The organism is Halorubrum sp. FL23 (assembly GCF_052439115.2).
Lineage (GTDB): Archaea > Halobacteriota > Halobacteria > Halobacteriales > Haloferacaceae > Halorubrum > Halorubrum persicum.
On sequence record NZ_JBQVRO020000001.1, the window covers coordinates 58,794 to 78,323 of the forward strand.

Annotated in this window: 14 protein-coding genes and 1 tRNA gene; 12 read left to right on the forward strand and 3 right to left on the reverse strand. The window is 60.8% G+C overall.

The features are described 5' to 3' along the window. The first annotated feature begins 59 nt into the window (after positions 1–59). From ACT4MF_RS00255 to ACT4MF_RS00270, 4 genes are all read left to right on the forward strand, one after another. Positions 60–1,736, forward strand: coding sequence for a type II/IV secretion system ATPase subunit (locus tag ACT4MF_RS00255; protein WP_444681411.1), 1,677 nt, complete (start codon positions 60–62; stop codon positions 1,734–1,736). Next, a complete protein-coding gene (locus tag ACT4MF_RS00260; protein WP_444681412.1) occupies positions 1,733–3,877 on the forward strand; it encodes a type II secretion system F family protein in 2,145 nt (714 codons plus the stop codon). The genes ACT4MF_RS00255 and ACT4MF_RS00260 overlap by 4 nt, the downstream gene beginning before the upstream one ends. Positions 3,878–3,960: 83 nt before the next feature. Continuing rightward, positions 3,961–4,593, forward strand: coding sequence for a class I SAM-dependent methyltransferase (locus ACT4MF_RS00265; protein ID WP_444681413.1), 633 nt, complete (start codon positions 3,961–3,963; stop codon positions 4,591–4,593). A gap of 60 nt (positions 4,594–4,653) precedes the next feature. Continuing rightward, a complete protein-coding gene (locus tag ACT4MF_RS00270) occupies positions 4,654–7,098 on the forward strand; it encodes a methyl-accepting chemotaxis protein (RefSeq protein WP_444681414.1) in 2,445 nt (814 codons plus the stop codon). 37 nt (positions 7,099–7,135) lie between these two features. Here ACT4MF_RS00270 and ACT4MF_RS00275 read toward each other — a convergent pair whose 3' ends face one another. Both ACT4MF_RS00275 and ACT4MF_RS00280 read right to left on the reverse strand, forming a co-directional pair. Next, a complete protein-coding gene (locus tag ACT4MF_RS00275; protein ID WP_099256350.1) occupies positions 7,136–7,420 on the reverse strand; it encodes a hypothetical protein in 285 nt (94 codons plus the stop codon). 13 nt (positions 7,421–7,433) lie between these two features. Beyond that, positions 7,434–7,958, reverse strand: coding sequence for a DoxX family protein (locus tag ACT4MF_RS00280; RefSeq protein WP_444681415.1), 525 nt, complete (start codon positions 7,956–7,958; stop codon positions 7,434–7,436). A gap of 237 nt (positions 7,959–8,195) precedes the next feature. On the opposite strand from ACT4MF_RS00280, the gene ACT4MF_RS00285 reads away from it, so the two are divergent. The 7 genes from ACT4MF_RS00285 to ACT4MF_RS00315 all read left to right on the forward strand — a co-directional run bounded on the left by ACT4MF_RS00285 (position 8,196) and on the right by ACT4MF_RS00315 (position 17,886). Beyond that, positions 8,196–8,266: transfer RNA gene (locus ACT4MF_RS00285), tRNA-Gly, on the forward strand. Between the two features lie 186 nt (positions 8,267–8,452). Beyond that, positions 8,453–9,598, forward strand: a complete 1,146-nt coding sequence (locus tag ACT4MF_RS00290; protein ID WP_444681416.1) for a tyrosine-type recombinase/integrase — start codon at positions 8,453–8,455, stop codon at positions 9,596–9,598. Between the two features lie 5 nt (positions 9,599–9,603). Continuing rightward, the gene (locus ACT4MF_RS00295) at positions 9,604–10,020 is read left to right on the forward strand and encodes a hypothetical protein (RefSeq protein ID WP_444681417.1); all 417 of its coding nucleotides are present in this window, start codon (positions 9,604–9,606) and stop codon (positions 10,018–10,020) included. Between the two features lie 1,404 nt (positions 10,021–11,424). Continuing rightward, a complete protein-coding gene (locus ACT4MF_RS00300; RefSeq protein WP_444681418.1) occupies positions 11,425–12,927 on the forward strand; it encodes a type I restriction-modification system subunit M in 1,503 nt (500 codons plus the stop codon). Continuing rightward, on the forward strand, positions 12,920–14,197 hold the full coding sequence (locus ACT4MF_RS00305) for a restriction endonuclease subunit S (protein ID WP_444681419.1): 1,278 nt from the start codon (positions 12,920–12,922) through the stop codon (positions 14,195–14,197). Before ACT4MF_RS00300 ends, ACT4MF_RS00305 begins: the two co-directional genes overlap by 8 nt. Beyond that, the gene (locus ACT4MF_RS00310) at positions 14,190–17,171 is read left to right on the forward strand and encodes a type I restriction endonuclease subunit R (protein ID WP_444681420.1); all 2,982 of its coding nucleotides are present in this window, start codon (positions 14,190–14,192) and stop codon (positions 17,169–17,171) included. Before ACT4MF_RS00305 ends, ACT4MF_RS00310 begins: the two co-directional genes overlap by 8 nt. Beyond that, positions 17,164–17,886, forward strand: a complete 723-nt coding sequence (locus ACT4MF_RS00315; RefSeq protein ID WP_444681421.1) for a M48 family metallopeptidase — start codon at positions 17,164–17,166, stop codon at positions 17,884–17,886. The genes ACT4MF_RS00310 and ACT4MF_RS00315 overlap by 8 nt, the downstream gene beginning before the upstream one ends. A 916-nt stretch (positions 17,887–18,802) precedes the next feature. Here the strand turns inward: ACT4MF_RS00315 and ACT4MF_RS00320 are convergent. Continuing rightward, positions 18,803–18,952, reverse strand: a complete 150-nt coding sequence (locus ACT4MF_RS00320) for a hypothetical protein (protein WP_444681422.1) — start codon at positions 18,950–18,952, stop codon at positions 18,803–18,805. A gap of 96 nt (positions 18,953–19,048) precedes the next feature. On the opposite strand from ACT4MF_RS00320, the gene ACT4MF_RS00325 reads away from it, so the two are divergent. Continuing rightward, positions 19,049–19,399 (forward strand): hypothetical protein, encoded by a 351-nt coding sequence (locus tag ACT4MF_RS00325; RefSeq protein WP_444681423.1) that lies wholly within the window; start codon positions 19,049–19,051, stop codon positions 19,397–19,399. Positions 19,400–19,530 lie beyond the last annotated feature (131 nt).

The following is a 19,530-nucleotide window of genomic DNA, read 5'->3' on the forward strand; positions in this document are numbered from 1 at the left end:
CGGTGATAATCGCCGGGGGGATTTTAAACCGCCACGGCGCATACGGCTCCGTAACGACGATGGCGAGTAACGCGCGCGAGGGAGCGGTCGGCGATCGCATCGAGGCCCTCCGGCGGCGGCTCTCGCGAACGTGGGAGGTGCTTCGAGGAGCGAACCTCGACATCCGGCCGTTCAGACCGGAGACGGACGGTCCGATCGCCCCCTTCGCGGTTCCCGACGGCGAGCGCGAGGTCGACCGCTACTGGGTGAACGCCCCGTACGCGTACGTCGTGATCACGTACGACGACGCGGAGAGCGAACACCGGTACTACGCGGTCGAGCCGGAGCTCGACCGGTTCGAGGCCGACCTCCTCGACCGCGTGGTCGACGACATCCGCGACCCGCTCCTCTACCGGGAGGGCACCGGTCGGACCGACGAGGAGACCCTCCGAACCGAGCTGGAAGAGCTGTTAGAGGGGTACGGCGTCGACATCGGCATGGACACGTTCCACGCGATCGCGTACTACCTCTACCGCGACTTCCGCGGCTACGGGAAGGTCGATCCCCTCCTCAACGACCGCCACATCGAGGACATCTCCTGTGACGGCTACGACCTCCCGATCTTCGTGTACCACGACGACTACACCGACATCGAGACCAACGTCTCCTTCGCTGAGTCGGAGCTCGACAACTACGTAATTCGCCTCGCCCAACAGTCCGGGCGCCACGTCTCCGTCGGCGACCCCATGGTGGAGACGACGCTGCCGGACGGGTCGCGCGCGGAGCTCGCGCTGGGCGAAGAGGTGACCCCGCGCGGCTCCGCGTTCACGATCCGCCAGTACGCCGAGGACCCGTTCACCCCGATCGATCTGGTGGAGTACGGCACGTTCTCGGTCGCCCAGATGGCGTACTTCTGGCTCTGTATCGAGCACAACAAGAGCCTCATCTTCGCGGGCGGCACCGCCTCGGGGAAGACCACCTCGATGAACGCGGTGTCGATGTTCGTCCCGCCGCGCGCGAAGATCCTTTCTATCGAGGACACCCGCGAGCTCTCGCTGTACCACGACAACTGGCTCTCCTCGATCACCCGCGAACGCCGGTACGAGGGCGCCGACATCGACATGTACGACCTGCTCCGGTCCGCGCTGCGCCACCGGCCCGAGTACATCGTGGTGGGGGAGGTCCGCGGGGAGGAGGCGATCACCCTGTTCCAGGCGATGAACACCGGCCACACGACCTTCTCGACGATGCACGCCGACTCGATCGAGACGGTGATAAACCGGCTGGAGAACGAGCCGATCAACGTCCCGCGGGCGATGGTCCAGTCGCTCGACATGCTCTCGATCCAGACGCTGACGCGCTCCGGCGACCAGCGGGTCAGGCGCGCGAAGACGATCGGCGAGATCGGCGGGATCGACCAGCGCACCGGGGAGCTCGACTACTCCTCGGCGTTCGAGTGGAACGCCGAGACGGACGAGTTCCGTCGGAACGACTCGTCGCTCATGGAGGAGATCGCCGACGAGCGCGGGTGGTCCCGGTCGGAGCTCCTCCGGGAGATCCGCCGGCGCGAGCGGTTCCTCGAACTGCTCCGCGAGCTCGGGGTCACCGACTACCGGGCGTTCACCGCCCTCGTCAACGAGTACTACGCCGACTCGGAGCGCGTGATGGAGCGGCTCGAAGCGCGGAGCGACGGCGAGGCTGACGACGAGACCGAAGCGCGGAGCGACGAGAAGCGCGCCGGCCAGAGCGACGGATGATCGCGTACCTCCCCCTGCTCGCGGCGCTCGGATGCTGTCTGGCGCTGGTGTTGCCCGCGGTCGACGACGGGACCGACCTGGCCGTCACCCGGATCGCGCTGCTGCTCTTCGGCGACTACGTGGGGGAGGACAGGCCGCGGCGCCAGCGACAGCGCGACCTGATGCGCGCCGCCCACGTGGCGGGCACCCACCGGGCGTACGCCGCCAAGACGCTCCTGTACGCCGGCGTGCTCGGCGTCGCCGGCAGCGTCATCGGCGTGTACGCCGCGGCCGGGCTCCTCTCGGCGCTCGACGTGAGCGAGGCGACCCTGCGCGAGACGCTCCCCGCGTCCCTCGGCTTCGTTTCGGTGGTCACCCGGCTCACGGAGCTCGGGCTCCCACAGCTGTTCCTCCTGTTGACGCTGGCGTCGGCGACGCTCGGCGCCGCGCTCGCCGTGGGAATGTACTACGGTCGATGGGAGCTGCTCGATCAGCGGGCCCACACCCGAGGGGCCGAGATCGACGCCACCCTCCCGCGCACCGTCGCGTTCATGTACGCGCTCTCGCGGTCGGGAATGCCGTTCCCCCGCGTGATGGACACGCTCGCCAAGAACGAGGCGGTGTACGGCGAGGCGGCGACGGAGCTGTCGGTCGCGGTCCGCGACATGAACGCCTTCGGGACCGACGCGCTCACCGCGCTCCAGCGCACGTCGCGGCGCACGCCCAGCGAGGACCTCGCCGACTTCGCGGAGAACCTCGCGTCCGTGCTCGGCACCGGCCAGCCCATCTCGGCGTTCCTCAGCGACCAGTACGAGCTGTACCAGGAGGAGGCGGAGTCGAAACAGCAGCAGTACCTCGAGCTGCTCTCCACGTTCGCGGAGGCGTACGTCACCGCGCTGGTCGCGGGACCGCTGTTCTTCATCACGATTCTCGTCGTGATCGGGCTCGTGTTGGAGGACACGCTCCCCCTGTTGCGCGTCGTGGTCTACCTGGGCGTCCCGCTGGCGACGTTCGGGTTCGTCGTCTACGTCGACAGCGTGACGCAGGGGATCGGCGGCACCGAGACCGTCGACCTCTCGGAGGCGATCGAAGACGGGTCAAACGCGGCGCGCAGCGGCGTCGGGGCCTCCGGGGGCGACGCGATGCAGGCCGACGGCGGCGTGGCCCGGGGTGCGCCCGCCGAGGACAGGTGGGCGACGAGCCGCGAGCGCCTCCGCGCGTACGACGGGATACGAACGCTGCGTGGGTGGGTCGCGTCGCCGATCGAGAGCGCGCTCGAGGCGCCGCACACGGTGTTCCTGATCTCCGTCCCGCTCGCGGTCGTGGGGCTCCTCGCGACCGTCTTCCCGATCACCCTCGGCCCGCCGACCGAGATGGTCGCACAGATCGAGACGCCGGTCGTCGTCGCGACCGCGCTCGTGCTCGCGAGCTACGCCGTCGTCTACGAGGCGCGCAAGCGGCAGGTCAGACAGATCGAGGCGTCGGTCCCCGACTTCCTCGACCGACTCGCCAGCGTCAACGAGGCCGGCACCTCGGTGGTCGGGAGCGTTCGGCGCGTCGCGGACTCGAACCTGGAGGCGCTGAGCGACGACCTGCGGCGCACCCGGCGCGACATCGACTGGGGCGCCGACGTGAGCACCGCCCTCCGGCGGCTGGAGCGGCGGGTCCGGTCGCCGATGACCTCACGGGGGGTCGCGCTCATCACGAACGCGATGCGCGCCAGCGGCGACATCGCTCCCGTGCTCCGGATCGCGGCCGACGAGGCGCGCGCGACGTGGTCGCTCCGCCGAGAGCGTAGACAAGTAATGTTAACGTACCTCATTGTGATCTACATCTCCTTCCTCGTGTTCCTCGGGATCATCGCCTCGCTGTCGGTGTCGTTCATCCCCGCGATCGAGGAGGCGGCGATCCCCGCCGGGGGCGGCGGGGCGGGCGGCCTCCCGGGCGCGCCGAGCGGCCCCGGGGGTATCACCGAGGGGCTCGGAGACATCGAGGCGGGCGCCTACGAGCAGCTGTTCTTCCACGCCGCCGCCATCCAAGCGGTCTGCTCCGGGCTCGTCGCCGGTCAGCTCGGCGAGGGGGCGATCAACGACGGCGTGAAACACGTCGTCGTCCTGCTGCTGTTGACGCTGGCCACGTTCCTCGTCATCGGGACTCTGTGAGTCGGCGTCGGACGAGCGGCGGCGTCGCCGTCGGCGACGATCGCGGCCACCGGAGCTAAATCGGTCCGGGCCGACCGCCCGGTATGGACCCCCAGTCGACGTACGACCGCATCGCCGCGCACTTCTCGAAGACGAGGGAGTACGCGTGGCCGGAGGTCGAGTCGTTTCTCGACGGGCGCGCCGCGACGCGCGCACTCGATCTCGGCTGTGGCAACGGGCGGCACACGGAACTGCTCGCCGAGCGCGCGGACGCGGTCGTCGGCGTCGATCTCAGCCGCGAACTGCTGCGCGAAGCCGGCGAGCGGGCACGCGAACGCGGATTCGACGACGCCGCGTCGTTCGTCCACGGCGACGCGGCGGCCCCGCCGATCGCGACCGATACGATCGGACTCGCCGTGTACGTCGCCACCCTGCATCACCTCCCGTCGCGCGAGGCTCGGGTCCGGAGCCTCGACGAACTCGCTCGGTCCCTCGCCCCGGGTGGGACCGCACTGGTGAGCGTCTGGAGCACGGCTCACGACCGGTTCGACCGGGAGGAGGGGTTCGACACGACGGTCGACTGGACCCTCCCGGGCGGCGAAACGGTGCCGCGGTACTATCACATCTACTCGCCCGAGGAGTTCGAGAGCGACATCGCCGATAGCGCCCTCGAACCCGTCGAGACGACCGTTTCGAGCGGGAACTGCTACGCGGTCGTTGCGGCCCCAGATCCGTAATTATCAGCGCCGATACCGTCGTGAGAGGATTAAAGAGACAGTGACGACCGCGTCGATGTAATGAGTTCTACCCGTTTGGATCGCTTCCTCCGCCGGATCAGTCCTGACGTGATCGCTCGCAGCTATCTCGCGAAGTTCGCGGTCGTCGTGTTGGTGGTCGTCGCCGCCATCGGCGGGGTGGGCGCGGTCACCTACGCGGAGACCACCGAGCAGCTCGAAGCCAACGCACAGGCGGATTACACCGCCGTCGCCGAGCTGAGCGGCATCGAGCTCGACGGCTGGTCGAGCGCCCGCCGATCGACGGCGCGGGACGTCGCGGACAACGCGGCGTTCTCCAACGATCCGGAGGTGACGAGCCGCTACCTCAGCTCGCACGAATCGCGGACGACCGAGGAGGTGCTCGCGCTGCACCACGTCGACCGCAAGGAGGGAACCGTGCTCGCGTCGAGCCGAGACGACCCCGACGCCGGCGCCGCGGTCACCGGCCAGGAGTGGTTCGACGACAACCTGCTGTACGGCGATCAGGTGTACACCACGCCCACCTACGAGGTCGACGGGAGACAGCGGGTCGCGTACGTCGCACTGACGCCGATGCGCGACTACCTCGTCGTGGAAGTCGACCTCGCGCCGGTCGTCGCGGACCTCCGGCAGCCGACCGACGGCGCGTTCACGACGCTCGTGCAGGCCGACGGGACGATCGCCGCCAGTGACCGCGAGGGCGTCGCCGGGGAGCGGTACAACGGCGGCGTCCGGAGCGCCCTCTTCGCCGGGGAGCGTCCGGTGGGCCACATCGCGTCCGCGACGTTCGGCTTCGCCGACGGGGCCGAGTACTTCGTCGCGTACGCCCCCGTGCCGACGGAGGACTGGTCGGTCGCGGTCCACGTCCCCCTCTCGGAGGCGTACGCGCTCTCCGGGATGATCGGCCGGAATCTCCTCCTGATCGTCGGGGTCGCTGTCGTCGGGCTCGGGCTGCTCGGCGCGACGCTCGGCCGGGGGACCGTCGTCGAGCTGAAGCGCCTCGGCAACCGGGCGCGCGAGCTGGAGGCCGGCAACCTCGACGTGGACCTCCGGTCGAGCCGGCAGGACGAGTTCGGCGACCTCTACGGCTCGTTCTCGACGATGCGCGACTCGCTGCGCGAGGAGATCGAGTCGGCGGAGACCCAACGGGAGCGCGCGGAGGCCGCGAAGGCGGAGAGCGAGGCGTTCGCGCGGACGCTCGAGGAACGCGCCGCCGCCTTCGGGGCGACGATGGAAGAGTGCGCGGACGGCGACCTCACGGCCCGGATCGCCGCCGAGCCCGACGACCCGGAGGCGCTCCACGAGATCGCCGACGGGTTCAACGGCGCGATGGACGCGCTGGAGGCGACGATCGCCGAGGTGGACGCGTTCGCGGACGCGGTGGCCGAGAAGAGCGAGGCGGTGACGGACGGCACCGACGAGGTCGCCGCGGCCGGTCGCGAGACGAGCGACGCGGTCGACGAGATCTCGGCGGGGGCGGAGCGGCAGAGCCGTCAGCTCGCCGACGTCGCCGGCGAGATGGAGGACATGTCCGCGACCGTGGAGGAGGTGGCCGCCTCGGCCGAGCAGGTGGCGACCACCTCACGGCAGGCGAGCGACCTCACCGAGCGGGGCCGCGAGGCGACCGGCGACGCGGTCGACGAGCTCCACGCGATCGAGGAGCGGTCGGAGTCGGCCGCGGAGACCGTCGAGCGGCTGGAGGCCGAGATGGAGGAGGTCGACGAGATCGTCGAGACGATCTCGGAGATCGCCGACCAGACGAACCTGCTCGCGCTCAACGCCTCCATCGAGGCCGCCCGCGCGGGCGAGGCCGGCTCCGGCTTCGCGGTCGTCGCCGAGGAGGTGAAGTCGCTCGCGGAGGAGACGCAGGAATCGGCCGCCGAGGTCGAGACGCTGATCGCGGGGCTCCGCGAGCGCACCGACGAGAGCGTCGCCGAGATGGCGGCGATCCGCGAGGGGGTCGGCGACGGGGTCGACACCGTCGAGGAGGCCGAGGACGCACTCGAGGCGGTCGCCGAGCGCGTGAGCGAGGCGGACGACGGGGTTCAGGAGATCTCCGGCGCGATGGACGCGCAGGCCTCGTCGGTCAGCGAGGTCACCGGCGCCGTGGACGACCTGGCCGGCGTGAGCCAGCAGACGACTGCCGAGGCGGCGACCGTCGCGTCGACCGCGGAGGAGCAGGCCACGACGCTCGGAGAGGTCTCCGAGCAGGCGCACGACCTGACGGAGCGGGCGCACGACCTGCGCCGCATGACCGACGCCTTCGAGGTCGGCGGCGAGGGGGCGGAGCCCGGAGGCGCCACAGACGACGGCGGCTCCGGAGCGGAGCCCGAACCGGACCCCGAGTCCGGATCTGAGGACACCGCGTTCACGTTCGGCACGGAGGAGACGGGCGACTCCGGCTCGTCGGTGAGCGCCGACGGTGGCGTCGATAGCACGGCGGACGCGACGCTCGACGGAGCGTCCGACGGGAACGCAGAAAGGTAGCCGCACCGCCTCCCGCGGCGGTCGAATCGCGATCGCCTCAGTCGGCGACTGTCTCGTGGCCGGTCCGGGTGCTGTCAGCGAGCGGCGTCACGATCTTGTACACCGCGTACACCCCGAGCACCGCGATGCCGGCCAGCACGACCCCGGTCCGGAGCTGCGGCGAGAACAGCGGGGTCGCGATCACGTCGCCCGCCTCGTTCGTGAGCGGGACCGGGCTGTACGGGGCGCCGACGAGGATCTCCAGGAGCCCCATGCCGACGATCCCGAGCAGCATCAGTCCCGCGCTCAGCGCCATCGCCGCTTTGTCGATGATGTCTGTCATTGGATGTCACCTCTTAACCGAGCAGGTAGCGGAGTTTCGGGTGCTGTTCGACCACGTCGAGCTTCTCGATGAGCGCGTCGAGGCCGTAGTGCCGGCCGGCCGCGAACACGATCACCGTCATGAACAACAGCAGTCCCATGAGGTCGCTGTTGACGAGCCCGTGTCCGAACTCGGCGTTGCCGACCCAGAACAGGGTCATGAAGATGACCCCGCCGAAGGCGGCGAGCCGAGTGAACGCGCCCGCGATCAGCGCCAGCCCGATCAGCGTCTCGAACAGCGGGACGCCCGGCTCGATGAGCCATCCGAGGTTGTGGCCCATCCAGACCGGGATCCCGCCGAGGGCCGTCTCCGACATGCCCTGCATGTACGTCGTCCCGTAGGTGTACGAGAACCCGCTCTCGATCACCTTCGTGATCCCGGCGTGGAAGAACCACCATCCGGTGACGACGCGTAGGAACGCGATCCAGTACGTCGCCCATGGGCCGTCCAGTGCGAACTCGACCTCACCGACCAGTGGGTTGCTTGATTGGTATGACATCGTCGTCACCTTACAGGTGTACGTTGGACGAGTGCACACATATGTACCCAGAACGCTTCTAAATGCCTGAAAATGGTTCTAATTTCGCGGGAACGGCCCGTTATATTGTGGCTTTTTAAGTAGTGGTGTTGCCGATCGTTGGCGTCGCCGCGCTCCCGCCGTCGTCGAGAACACGGAACGTTTATCAGAACTGTTCGGCCTACGTGTAGACGCGTTCAGCGACGGACGCACCCACGCGCGCCGGTGGTCTAGTGGTAGGACCTGAGCCTTCCAAGCTCATGGCCCGGGTTCAAATCCCGGCCGGCGCATTTCTCGGCGTTTCACGCCTCGAACGTCCATTCTACGCCCTTGAGTAGTACGTAATCAAACAAGAAGAAAATCATCCGATTCGGCTAACGAGCGTTACCCCACCGCCGTATGGCGATTTAGACGGGTAACCAGAGAAGCCCCAAGCTCACGGGGTTCTCCTAACGCCGAGGCGGGTCGTGATACCCATGCAACTCAAGGACGACACCAACACGACGGTCGAATCACCCGTTCCACCAGTAGCGGAAGCAAACGAGGAACGACTTGAAGACTTCTCCGCGCTACTTAGCGACGACTATCGAGAATTTAAAGAAGACTTCATCGAGTGGCTCCTCATCGAGGGGCGAGACACCTACAAGCGACAGGGCTACTCGGACGCCACCGTTCGGACGACCCACTACAAGGTCGATGAAGCGTACCGGTGGCTCTGGGATCGAGACGACGCGTACACGAAGGAGTTCACGCCTGCGGATGCGACCGACCTGATCGAGTTCCTCGTCCGACGGACGACACATCCGGAGTCCTACGTCTACACCTTCGAGAAGTCGCTGAAGCGTCTGTTCAAGTACTTCCGCGAGAAGCGGAACAAGGACCTCGATGAGTGGAACCACGAGATTCCGCTCGATACGAACTCGGACACGTCCACCAAAGACAAATTCCATCCCGAGGAGATGCGGTCGCTTTACGAAGCCGCACTCTCTGTCGGCTCGGTCAAGAGCTACCACAGCGTTAGCGCCGAGGAACGCGATCAGATCAAGGCGTATCTCGCTCAGCGATTCGAGAAGCCCAAGTCAGAGATCGGACCGGACGAGTTCGAACAGGCGAACTCGTGGAAGTACGCCTCGATCGTCTCCGTGGCATCAGACTGTGGGCTTCGACCCATCGAGGTCGGACGCGCGAAGGTGGACTGGTTCGATCTGGACAACCGGAAGATGCTCGTCCCCAAAGAGGAGTCAACAAAAAACGACGACGAGTGGGAGTGCGCTCTATCGAGCCGTTCAGTCACCGCGATCGAGAACTGGTTGTCCGAGCGCGACAGCTACGACCTCTACGACGGACGTGATGGGATGTGGCTTACCCGGAACGGGAACGGATACAATTCGGGGTCGCTGAATCGACTGCTGGACAAACTCATCGAGCGGGCAGATTTCAATCAACAGGGCCGGGACCTATCGTGGTACTCCTTCCGACACGGTGCGGCCTCGATGTGGGCCGAACAGGAAGGGATCTACCTCGCAAAGAACCAGCTCCGACACAACAACGTCGAAACAACGATGCGATACACGCGTGGTTCCGTTGACGCCGCAACGAAAGCTGCCGACTCGATGTGGTGATTACGATGTCTGAGAACCCTTTCCCTTCCGGTACGTCGCTGATTGCCTCGCTCATCGAACTGCACCGTAACACGGACAACGAAGACGTGGCTGAACTCATCGAGGCGGAGATCTCGACCGAAGCGTTCGGACTCGTCCCAGTCGCAGTTCCCGACGAAACCCCCGCACCGGACGCATCGGTGGAGACGCTAATCGATCTCCACGGGGCGTTGTATCCGGGGGACAAGACAGTAGACCGCTACATCCGACTTCGCATCTTCGATGCACTCGGCGCGTTCGAGGAGACTCCGGTAGATCGAGACGAGGAGGACAACGTGATGGCTGGCTTGTCAGACGACGACCTCCGGTATGCCGCCGACCTCGATAAGGCGGAAATCCATACGTTCACCGAAAAGGAACTCACGCGTCGAGGGCTGGATTAAACGGGACTGGGCGTGCTTCCCGTGGGGTTCGAGGAGGGAAAACGGGACTGTATTTTTTGGAAGAATCCGGTGCCGTCTTGCGATTATGGAAAGAATTAAGTTGTTACATCCCGTCTATTAGATTGAAGGCACTTCTACAGGAGTTCTCGATCTTCGAGCGACTGCTGTGCTAATTTTCGCCTTCGGTGACACCTATGCGACGAAACCAAAATCACGAATACTGTGAGCGATGCGGCAACCGATTCGACACCTACGACTCTCATATTTCGCTTGAGCATACGAACCAATCTGCACATCATCCTCCGGGTGGACGCACCTTCAACTACCATCTCTGTGGGCTGTGTGCAGAAGACTACGAGGCATGGCTTGACCGGGGCAACCCCACCCTGAGTGACTCGGCCGCGACCCGGTGATCGAATTGCCTGCCAAGGGTAGCGGTCAGCTGTCGAACGCATCGAGGCGGCGTCGGGTAAGCCGCAGTACGTTGGAGTGATACCCTCCGCTCTACTCTATCTCCCTTCGGCCTGAACAGTTACCCCCGGTCGATGAGGTAAAACGCTGAAACGAAAAGCTGTGGCATCCCCGGGTAACGATGCCAACTGCGGTTCGAGAACACGGGTTACCCCGACGCGGTCATGCGAAAATCGGTACTATTAATAGGCCACAGGCCCTCTATTATAGTGAAGGCAGTCCTGCTGACGTTCAAACTCTGAGCTGCTCTTGCGGAATGGTGGTCGGTGGAACTCCGGCAAGTGATTTGCTCGTCAAGGTAAAGGCGGTTGCCCTGACCTCTGGTTGGGGTTTCCGCCACGCTCGTAGTAACCTCCGGATGGTGAGGGGACTGCCGGCTGAGAGCTTACAGGCCGAACACAAGGCCTTGCGCTCGACGACAGCTGGTAGTCGCGCCTCTTAGGATGGACGGTTCCGTTCTGTGCGCCACACCGTGGTAGGCGGCGTAACGGCGGTAAAATGGGTCCTGATAGTCCCACGTGAATGAGCGGCCAGAGCAACAGCCCCGGATTGGGGATATAAGGGGGGGTTTACAACTTGACGAACACGGGTTGAAACTCTTGAACAGAACACTTCCTGTTTCGAGGCATCGAGCGGGATTCGGGTAATCCCAGTCGCAGCGAGCAGTCCAGTTGGAAGTGTTTCGATTCGTGCGTTCTACCCCCGCCTCGATGCGGCTAATCACGTCGAGCGATCCTGTTGGAAGCGTTTCGCTCGGTGTTTTTCACCCCCGCCTCGATGCGGTAGATCACTCCAAGCGATCCACCTCCTCTGAATCGCGTTTCGTGAGCTACCCAGTATGGACCACCCCTTCCTAAAGAGCAGTCCAGCGCAGTCGTCAATACGGTTCCGACTACCGCAGGAGATATACTGGTTGGATGGCACACTCTGGACATGCCAATCTCCTTGGACGACCTCGAATCTCATCTGTTCAAATGCGCCGATATCATTCGAGACGCCGTTGACCCCACCGACTACAAGGAGTTCATCCTCCCGCTCGTCTATTACAAGTCGATCTCAGACGAGTTCGAGAAGCAGTACGCCGACAATCTCGAAGAATACGGCGAGGACTTCGCCCGTCGGGAGAACCTCTATGACATCCCCGTTGTTCCCGAAGGCTATCTGTGGGACGACATTCGAGCGGTCAACGACAACGTTGATACAGCGCTCGATGATGCTTTCACCGAGATTGTCGCCGAGAACCCTGAGCTGAGAGGAGTCTTTCGGGCAGACTTCAGCGATACCGACGGCTTAGACGACGGAAGACTGAGCCGACTCCTCGAACATCTCAACACGTACGACCTTGACCGCGATAGCGTCCCGCCGGACATGCTCGGTGAGGCGTACATGGACTTGGTGCGCCACTTCGCAGAGGAAGAAGGCAAGTCCGGGGGTCAGTTCTTCACACCCCCACACATCGTTAACCTCTGCGTGCGGCTCGTCGATGAGTTCGAGGACGGGATGGACTTCCACGACCCGACTGTTGGCTCCGGGGGGATGCTCATCGAGGCGGCACGGTATTATCGCGAGGAACAGGAAGACGATCCGAAGAAGCTGACGTTCACTGGGCAGGAGATCAATCCCGATATCGCCGCGATTGCGAAAATGAACCTCTCCATCCACGGCCTCGATGGGGAGATACAGCGCGAAGATTCGCTGCTGAATCCGGCATTTACGGACGACGACGAGAGCGAACTCTCACGCTTCGACCGCGTGCTGGCGAACTTCCCGTTCTCGGTTAATTGGGCGAAAGATGAGCTCCAAGACGACCCCTACGGACGCTTCGACTGGCACGAGAAACTACCGCGTGCCGATCGTGGTGATTACGCCTTCATTATGCATATGGCGAAGCAGCTGAAGCAACCCGATCAGGACGGCGTTGGCGGGAAGGCCGCGATCGTCATTCCACACGGCGTGCTGTTCCGCAAGCACGAGTCGCGGTATCGGAAGCCGATGCTGGAGAACGACATGGTAGAGGCTGTCGTCGGGCTTCCCGAAAACCTGTTCCAGAACAACTCGATTCCCTCCGCTATTCTTGTGTTGAACACGGACAAGCCCGCCAAGCGCGAGGGCGAAGTCCAGTTCATCCACGCCGCAGACGAAGCGTTCTACGAGGAACTGTCGAACCAGAACGAACTCACCGAGGATGGCCTCGACCACATCATCGGGAACTTCCGAGGGTGGACGACCGAGGAGCGCGTGAGTCGCACGGTGTCGCTCGACGAGATTCGAGAAAACGATTACAACCTGAATATCGCGCTGTATGTCGATACGACCGAACCCGAGGAAGATATTGACGTGCAGGAGGAACTGGCGAAGTTACGGGAGTTGCAGGCCGAGCGCGACGAGATTGAAGCGACGATGAGCGAGCATATGGAGGCGTTAAGCTATGAGTGAGGAGGCGACGCTGGACGAGTTTGTTCAGGAACAGGAGAATGATGAGCAAAGATGGAAAACCGTCCAACTCAGCGATATTGCGTCCAAGCGGTCTGATAACGTTGATCCGCAAGAAGTGGATTTAGAGAGGCACGTCGGACTGGAGCATATTGATCCAAACAATCCTGTCCCTGATTGGGAGTCTCTTGACTCCCTCTCAAGTACGAAGCGCCGATTTAGCTCAGGGGACATTCTCTTTGCAAAACTCCGTCCGAATCTTGAGAAATCGGCACAGCCCAATTTTGACGGTGTCGCCTCAACTGATATCTTTCCAATAGTTGCGGAATCGAGTATAAACTCCAAGTGGTTGCTTTATCGGCTGAGTTCAAAATCAGCATACGACTACGCTCGACGAACTTCAGCAGGAACTCGTATGCCACGGACTTCTTGGAATCTTTTCAGCAATTTTGAGTTTGACCTTCCAACACTTCCTGAACAGCGCAAAATCGCCACCGTCCTCTACACCGTTGACCAAGCGATTGAGAGGACTGCGGAAATAATTGAGCAGATTGAGAGAGCAGGACAAGGGCTAAGACAAAAACTGTTCTCAGAGGGTTACTACGACCACGAGACAGAGTCGTACGGTACCTTAGGAGAAGTTCCATCTGATTGGGAGAAGACTCGGCTGTACAAAATTGCAAAAGTAGCGAGAGGGAAATTCACCCATCGACCACGTAATGACCCAGATTTCTATGATGGCGATTACCCATTTATACAAACTGGAGAAGTGGTTGACTCGGTTGGAGAACTAACCGAGTACAGCCAAACTCTAAATGAGAAGGGGAAGAATGTAAGTAAAGAATTCTCTCCTGGTACCATCATAATCACAATCGCGGGAAATATCGGGGATACAGCAGTTGCGACCTTCCCGGTCTATTTCCCTGATAGTTTGGTTGGAATAACCCCGAATGAAGACGTAGATGAGTACTTTTTAGAACACTACCTTCGGTATCGACAAGACTTCTTAAACAGGCTTTCGACCAAGACAACACAGAAGAATCTCAACCTCACATTACTTCGGCCAATCGAAGTCATCAAGCCACCAATAGACGAGCAGAAAGAAATTGCAGAGGCATTAACCAGCGTAGACGAGCGAATAAAGCGAGAAAGGCAGTACAAGACACAACTCCAACGCATCAAACGCGGTCTAATACAAGACCTCCTCTCGGGAATAGTCCGAACAACCAACACTACCATAGATATTCCCGAGGGGATCGCCAAGTATGGCTGACATCCCGTCTGAGGGCGGCGTCGAACGTTCGCTCCTCTCGTGGCTCGACGGCGTCGGATGGGAGACACATGGATTGGACGGCGGGCGGGGTGCTGGCGTTCTCGATGACGCATACGAACGGAGCAACCGGGAGGTCATCTACTGGGATCTCCTCGAAGATCAGATCATCGCGTTGAACGAGGACGTGACCGAGGACAACGTGGAGAAATTCATCTCCTCGCTGAAGCGTGACCTCGACGTGGAACACCTGATGGATGGCAATCGCGCGTTCCATCAGTTGCTCACCAAGGGAAAGTCGTTCAACGTCCAGCGCGATGACGGCGGAAGCGATACGGTCTATGTGGACCTCATCGACCACGACAACCCCGAACACAATCGCTTCCATGCGGTGAACCAGTTCTCCGTCTCACGTGAGACGACCATCCGCCCGGACGTGACGCTGTTCGTCAACGGGATTCCGCTCGTGACGATGGAGCTGAAAAGCGTCGCACAGGACAACGACTGGCACGACGCAGTGAGCGATCTACTCGCATACGAGGAAGACGTCCCGCGACTGTTTGTTCCCGGGCTGTTCAACATCGCCGCCGACACGATGGAACTTCGTTACGGCGCTGTCGGCGCACCGAAGGAGTTCTACGAACCGTGGAACGACGCGCCGGAGGTGTTCCAGGACGACAACGAGATGCGGCAAGCGGTGAAGGCGCTGTGTAACCCGCAGACGATTCTCGATCTGCTGAAACACTTCGTCTTCTACGAGAAGCGGGCAGGCGGTGACGCGAAGATCGTTCCGCGGTACATGCAATACTACGCGGTAAACCGGATTCTCGAACGCGTCGATGAAGCGGAACACGACCGCGGGCTGATCTGGCACACCCAAGGGTCGGGCAAGTCGTTCACGATGCTGTACGCCGCCGAGAATCTCCTTTCGCGGAGTGACATCGTCCGTAACCCGCAGGTCTTCATCATCGTCGATACGGACAAGCTCAACAGCCAGATGCGCGATCAGCTGGCGAACCTCTCGCTCGAACAGTGGGCGGAAGCCGAGAGCATCGACCACCTGCAACAGCTCATCGAGGAGGGACAGAGCCAGCTGGTTCTCACGACCATCCAGAAGTTCGAGGACGTAGACCCCGACGTACAGGGCAACGACGAGATCGTGGTCATGTCCGACGAGGCACACCGGTTCATGGAGGGGGGCCTTGGCACTCGCCTCGATAATGCTCTATCCGACTGTACGCATTTTGGGTTCACCGGGACACCTGTTCAGGAGGGGGACAGGTATGCTCCTAACGAACGAGAGCAAGCAAAGCGGAATACGATGCGGGAATTTTCACCTGAGGGTGAAGACTACCTCCATCGCTACTCCGTGAAACAAGGCATCGACGACGGGCTGATCCTTCCGGTCTACTTCACGCTCCGACACGAGATGGAGTGGGACATCGATGAGGCCGGACTCGATGAGGAGTTCGAACATGAGTTCCGTGGCATGACGACCGACGAGAAGCGGGAGTTCATACAGGAAACCGTGACCAGTCGGACCATGGCGGAACTCGAACCGCGGGTAGACCGTGCCGTTGCCGAGATCGATTCCCACTACGACGACCACGTTGCTCCGAACGGCTGGAAGGGTATGGTCGTCACCCCGAGTCGGCGGTCGGCAGCGATGTACGGGGAACGCCTCATCGAGCGGCGAGGCGAAGACGAGATCGAGGTCCTCTACACCTCGAACAAGGGCGACCCCGACATCATCCAGCAGTTTCACACCGACTCAGAGGAGCGTGATAGCATCGTCAAGGAGTTCAAGGAGGAGGGGAACCCCAAACTCCTCGTCGTTCACAACATGCTCTTGACGGGCTTCGACGCGCCGACACTGAAGACGATGTACCTCGATCGCAATCTGAAGAACCACAACCTGATGCAAGCGATCGCCCGGACCAATCGCCCTGCCCGGGGGAAAGAAAACGGAGAGATCGTGGACTTCCAGGGCGTGTTCGAGAACATCGACGAGGCGCTTGATTACGACGCCGAGACGAAAGCCTACGCCGCTCGCGACAAAGACGAGCTGTTCGACGACCTCAACGAGCAGCTGGAGAACGTGCTGGACATCTTCGACGGCATCCCGCAGACCGACTCTCAAGAGGCGACCTACGAAGCGGTCGAACGCGTCTCTACTCACCCGGAGCGTCGGCGTTTCAAGCAGGGCTTCCGACGTCTCCAGAATCTCTACGAGGCTGTCGCTCCGGACGGACGCCTCGTGAGCGAAGGGATCGAGGAGGATTACAAGTGGCTCAGCCGAATCCACGTCGCGTTCAAACGCACAACAGCGGGCGAGGACGACCCCGAGGAGGATATGCGGGAGAAGACGCGCGACATTATTGGCGACAACGTGGAGATCTCCGAGATCAAGCGCGACTTCCCGACGTACAAACTCGGTGAGGAGTACCTCGAAGATGTCGAAGGACTCGACAACCCCGGCGTGAAGGCGTCACAGATAGCCCACGCTACTCGCGAACACCTCCATCCACGAGAAAACCAGAACCCACGGTACAAACGCCTCAGCAAACGCGTCACCGATATCGTGGAACGGTGGCAGGGCGACGAGATCACGGACCCCGAAGCAGTTGAGGCGTTGAAGACGGTCGAAGGGGAGATCCTCGAAGTCGAACGCGAGGCAGAGGGCGAAGGCATGGACGATGCCGAGTTCGCTATCTATACGCACCTCACGGAGGAGACGCCGGATGCGATTGACTCGGATGAGCAGGCCGAGGAGGTCGCAACAGAGATCGTCTCGCAGTTCCGCGATCGCGTTGACCGGAACTACGCCGGGTGGCAGACGAACCAGCAGACCATCGCTGGCGTCGAGCGACTCCTACTCGATGTACTGGTGAAGCAGTACGAACTCGGGCATCTGATACGCGACAGCGACGACTTCGTGGACGTTGTTCGCACCTACCTTATCGAGAACCATGGCTAAATCTCAGTCTCAAACCATCGACCTGCCGGGGAACGACGTCGAGTTTGAGGTACGGAACAGCTCCGAGGCGACGAAAGCTCGCATCGATGTGGATATTCACGGTGTCACAGTTGTAGTTCCCGATTTTGCCGAGATTCAACCGACAGAGGTCCTTCGAGAAAACGCGGCGTGGGTCATCGAGAAACAACGCGGGTTCGAGGAGTACCGAGAAAACATTCCGGATCGCACCTTCGAGGCGGGTGAGACGTTCCCGCTACTTGGCACGGAAAGAGAGCTGATCATCGAGCCCTCGCAGAGCCACACGATTACGGACACATCGATTCGGCTCAGAAAGAGTACGGTCGAACAGTCCACGGTCAAGCAGGTATTGGAAAATACGTACCGGCGGAAGGCTCGGGAACATTTCTCCGAACGAGCCGACCTCTATGCGGAGAGGATGGGGATCGAGTATGAGAAGATCGAAATACGGAATCAACGAACGAAGTGGGGAAGCTGTTCGACGACGGGAACGATCAGCCTCAACTGGCGGTTAATGATGGCTCCACCCGATGTGGTCGATTACATCGTCGTTCACGAACTTGCCCACCTTCGAGAGCCGAACCACAGCTCTGAGTTCTGGTCGTTGGTTGCGGAGTACGACCCCGAGTACGAAGCCCACTCTGATTGGCTGACGGAACATAGCTCGCGACTAATCTTCTCCGAGGAGGATCTCTGAGATGGACAGTAACGATTAGCCTCGGTGCTTCCATAGGCCGTAATAGACTGCAGTACGCAATCTTTCTCAAGCTGTTACCACACATCCGGCAGTCCAATACTTACAGAATATTATAATAACTACATACTATAAGAAATATTATTTATTTAGTGGGAGGGAGTAGTCCGGTCGCGTAGTGTGTGATCCGTTACCTCGCGTTGGTTGATCTCGCTCTGGGGGTTAGGGGTGGGGGTGGGGTCATACAGTATATACACTAAGTAGTTATACACTAAGTACAGTAAGTAGTAGTTCAGTCAGTTGTTGAAGTGTTTAGCTTGAACATTCTAATTAATGTGTTTTGTTAAAGTGTTTAATTTGAACACTCTAAACCAAGAGTTTCGTTAAAGTGTTTAGCTCAAACACTCTAACTAATGCGTTTTAATTAACACGACCTCGATGAAGTAAAACACTTAGCTAATTAGCTTATTATTGTTGTTTACTGTGGTTATACTGTAGTTACCCCCTGTATGGTCGTTACTGTGGTTATACTGTAGTTACCCCCTGTATGGTCGGGGTGACGGTCGTGGATCCGAAAGGCCACGCCGTCGGGGCTGTCTGATCTCCTCTGTGAGCCAGCTGTAAGCGTTTAGAGCTGTTTTTTCAACCTACGAAAGGGAGACATCTTCTTTTGAAATCAAACGTCTCTAAGCGGATTCTGAGCATTTTGAAGGAACTCGTCCAGAAATGAGTTGTATAAAGTACTTTAGTATTATCAAAATATTATGATAAGGTTAGAACATTCGGACCGGGGGTGGGTGGTCATATATTGGTAAGCCGGCGCGAGAATTTTGTATTGTTTAGTCAGGGTTTGGGCCACTGAGGCCGGAAAATTCAGCCGTATTGAGAGTGCCCAAACCGGGCGCATGGAAACAGTTAGCTAACTGAACAACTCCTCAGCGTCAACGTCCCGATGCGAGGTCTCCTCCTCATAGCTGACTTCCTCGTACTCCTCAAGGACTTCGGAATTGCGCTGGATCTCGCGCTCTATCCGGCGAACAATCTCGTCGATATTATCGCTACTGTTCATCGTGTAACCTCGGCAAATCAGCGGACGGCTAAATGGACCACGACTCGATGCGGTGAACCACGTGGGTATTTGTTTTCGGAGTGTCCGGACGTCGGTATGACAGTCATTGAGCCGGAACCGATCAGAGTCGCACTCTATCCGGAACAGATTGACCAACTGGAAGCAGCTGCCGCAGGAAACCAAGACGTGGACAATGTCAACGAACTACTCCAGCTCGTTGTAGCCGACTATACCGGAACACTCGATCAGCTCCAATCGCCATATTCCACCGACACAAATCAGATCTTGAAGATCCTTGAGCGGCAACAAACTCTCCTCGAAGACCTGAACGAGAAGATTGACTCGGAGGATAACGCCGACCTCGATGAGGTGAATCGTCTATTCCATGACTTACGTGATTCCCAAGACGAGATTGTTGCTGAACTCGAACAGCGCGTGATCTACTGAGCGTCACCGTCTAAGAGAGATCCACCATTCCGTCATTTCCAATAGTGAATCATAACACTAAATCTGACACGAAAGAGAATAGAGAAGAACTCATCTAACTCTCTTTAAACGGTGGTTTAGTCCTACTCAGA

Excerpts from the sequence above, each read along its gene's own strand:
- ACT4MF_RS00315 (WP_444681421.1), top strand. The coding sequence starts at position 17,164 with ATGGCTAAATCTCAGTCTCAAACCATCGACCTGCCGGGGAACGACGTC.
- ACT4MF_RS00255 (WP_444681411.1), top strand. The coding sequence starts at position 60 with ATGGCGAGTAACGCGCGCGAGGGAGCGGTCGGCGATCGCATCGAGGCC.
- ACT4MF_RS00260 (WP_444681412.1), top strand. The coding sequence starts at position 1,733 with ATGATCGCGTACCTCCCCCTGCTCGCGGCGCTCGGATGCTGTCTGGCG.
- ACT4MF_RS00310 (WP_444681420.1), top strand. The coding sequence starts at position 14,190 with ATGGCTGACATCCCGTCTGAGGGCGGCGTCGAACGTTCGCTCCTCTCG.
- ACT4MF_RS00320 (WP_444681422.1), bottom strand. The coding sequence starts at position 18,952 with ATGAACAGTAGCGATAATATCGACGAGATTGTTCGCCGGATAGAGCGC.
- ACT4MF_RS00290 (WP_444681416.1), top strand. The coding sequence starts at position 8,453 with ATGCAACTCAAGGACGACACCAACACGACGGTCGAATCACCCGTTCCA.
- ACT4MF_RS00275 (WP_099256350.1), bottom strand. The coding sequence starts at position 7,420 with ATGACAGACATCATCGACAAAGCGGCGATGGCGCTGAGCGCGGGACTG.
- ACT4MF_RS00300 (WP_444681418.1), top strand. The coding sequence starts at position 11,425 with ATGCCAATCTCCTTGGACGACCTCGAATCTCATCTGTTCAAATGCGCC.
- ACT4MF_RS00325 (WP_444681423.1), top strand. The coding sequence starts at position 19,049 with ATGACAGTCATTGAGCCGGAACCGATCAGAGTCGCACTCTATCCGGAA.
- ACT4MF_RS00305 (WP_444681419.1), top strand. The coding sequence starts at position 12,920 with ATGAGTGAGGAGGCGACGCTGGACGAGTTTGTTCAGGAACAGGAGAAT.
- ACT4MF_RS00265 (WP_444681413.1), top strand. The coding sequence starts at position 3,961 with ATGGACCCCCAGTCGACGTACGACCGCATCGCCGCGCACTTCTCGAAG.
- ACT4MF_RS00280 (WP_444681415.1), bottom strand. The coding sequence starts at position 7,958 with ATGTCATACCAATCAAGCAACCCACTGGTCGGTGAGGTCGAGTTCGCA.
- ACT4MF_RS00270 (WP_444681414.1), top strand. The coding sequence starts at position 4,654 with ATGAGTTCTACCCGTTTGGATCGCTTCCTCCGCCGGATCAGTCCTGAC.
- ACT4MF_RS00295 (WP_444681417.1), top strand. The coding sequence starts at position 9,604 with ATGTCTGAGAACCCTTTCCCTTCCGGTACGTCGCTGATTGCCTCGCTC.